The organism is Frankia sp. AiPs1 (assembly GCF_023716945.1).
GTDB lineage: Bacteria > Actinomycetota > Actinomycetes > Frankiales > Frankiaceae > Frankia.
Map to the genome: position 1 here is coordinate 1 of NZ_JAMQQF010000875.1, position 1682 is coordinate 1682.

2 protein-coding genes are annotated in these 1682 nt (G+C 74.2%); one reads left to right on the top strand and one right to left on the bottom strand.

All coding sequences use genetic code 11. The features are described 5' to 3' along the window. Positions 1-149: 149 nt before the first annotated feature. Entirely contained in the window at positions 150-548 is a 399-nt protein-coding gene (locus tag ND748_RS31495) for a hypothetical protein (RefSeq protein ID WP_251749935.1), read from the top strand. Positions 549-609: 61 nt separating this feature from the next. On the opposite strand, the gene ND748_RS31500 is transcribed toward ND748_RS31495, so the two are convergent. Beyond that, on the bottom strand, positions 610-1682 hold a 1073-nt coding region (locus tag ND748_RS31500), incomplete at its 5' end, for an HAF repeat-containing protein (RefSeq protein WP_251749936.1).

Genomic DNA, 1682 nt, shown 5'->3' on the forward strand with positions numbered 1-1682 from the left:
CCGCGCTGGACGAGAACTGGTCCGGGCTCAAGGTCGTCTGGCGCCGCGAGCGCCGCTGACCAGCTATCCCGGCCACCCCGCGGGGGGGGGGGGGGGGGCGGCCGCCGGGGGGGGGGGGGGGGGGGGCCCCCCGGGCCGCCACGGTGGCGTTGGCGAACTGGACCGCCGGCGGGGCGATGGGACGGCTGTTCGCGTTGCTGGAGCGGCACGCCCCCACCCGTGCGCAGGGTGCGCCGGCGCCGACGGACTGGGGCGATCCGGACCACGTGCGCAGCCTGTTCGGTGCCCGGGTCACCCGGCTGGAAACACGCCGGCGCACGGCCCGCCTGGACTTCGCCGGCTCGCCGGCGGAATGGTGCGCGCTCTACCGGGCGTGTTTCGCTCCGGTGGTCGAGACATACGAACGTCTCGGCCCGGACCCGAAACTCCTCGCCGCGCTCGATGATGACCTGCTGCGATTCGCCGCCGGCGAGTATCTCGGCCCGCTGGGCGGTCCGGGCCGGTACGAGTTCGAATATCTTCTCGTGTTGGCGGAGCCGGCCGCCTGACGCCGCTTTCCTGGTCTCCTCGGCCGTCCCCGCGGCGCACTGGCTGGCCCGGCGGCGGGTTTCAGTGGCCGGGGGCGGGCCAGAACACCGCCTGCGGGATCGGTGAGGTCGTCGAGTGGGACGTGCCGAGGATGGTCCCGGCGGGGGTGATGGCCCAGGCGCTGGCGTAGTTGCTGCCGAGGGTGGCGAGCTGGGTGAGCCGGCCGGCCTGCCAGCGAAACGCGCGCGTGGTGCCGTCGGACGACGTCACCGTGCCGCAGGCGACCCCCTGGTCGTTCAGGTCGCCCGGTTCGACGGTGCTGCCGGCCACCCCCAGCGGGGTGCGGCGCCCGGTCTGCCAGAGGAAGGCGCCGTTCGTCCCGCCGTACGAGTTGACGAGCACCTGCCCGGCATTGTTGATCGTCACCGCGCTGGAGGTGGCGTTGCCGGGCAGGGTGCCGAGGTCGATCGGGTGGCTCCGATCCCACAGCGTGGCGTGGCGTTGGCCGTCCGCGGTCTCGCTCTGACCGACGATCTGCCCGCGTTCGTTGATGGCGCTGGCGGCGCTCCACGGCCCGCCGAGGGTGCCGAGGTCGTGGATGGCCCCGCCGGACCAGACGACGGCGTGCGTCTGCCCGGCGGCATTCGCGCTGGAGCCGACGATCTGGCCCGCGGCGTTCACGTCGACGGCTTCGCTCGACGGGCCGCCGAGGGTGCCGAGGTCCAGCGGCCGAGTGCCCTGCCATCGGGCGGCGTGCTGCGCGCCGCTGTCGGTGCTGCTGTAGCCGACGATGACCCCGGTGCGGCTCACGGCCCTGGCGCTGCTGCTGCGTCCACCGATGGTGTTGGTGCCGCCGAGGAATCCCAGGGGCTGGTAGTTCCCGTTGAACCAGCGGAACGCCTGGCGCTCGTAGTGGCTCACCTCGTCGCCGACGACGACGCCGGCCTCGTTCACGGCCACCGGATCGTTACTGCCGTCGAGGAAGTGCACGGTTCCACCGCGCCAGATACCGGCGACGGCGCTGTACGGGGAGTCGTCCCAGCTTCCGACGAGCAGCCCGGCGGCGTTTCCGGCCTTGAGCCGGCCCGGGTAGGCGCCGGGGCCGGGGACGAGCACCGGCGGCGGCCCGAACGGGGAACGCGGCGGCGCCGCGG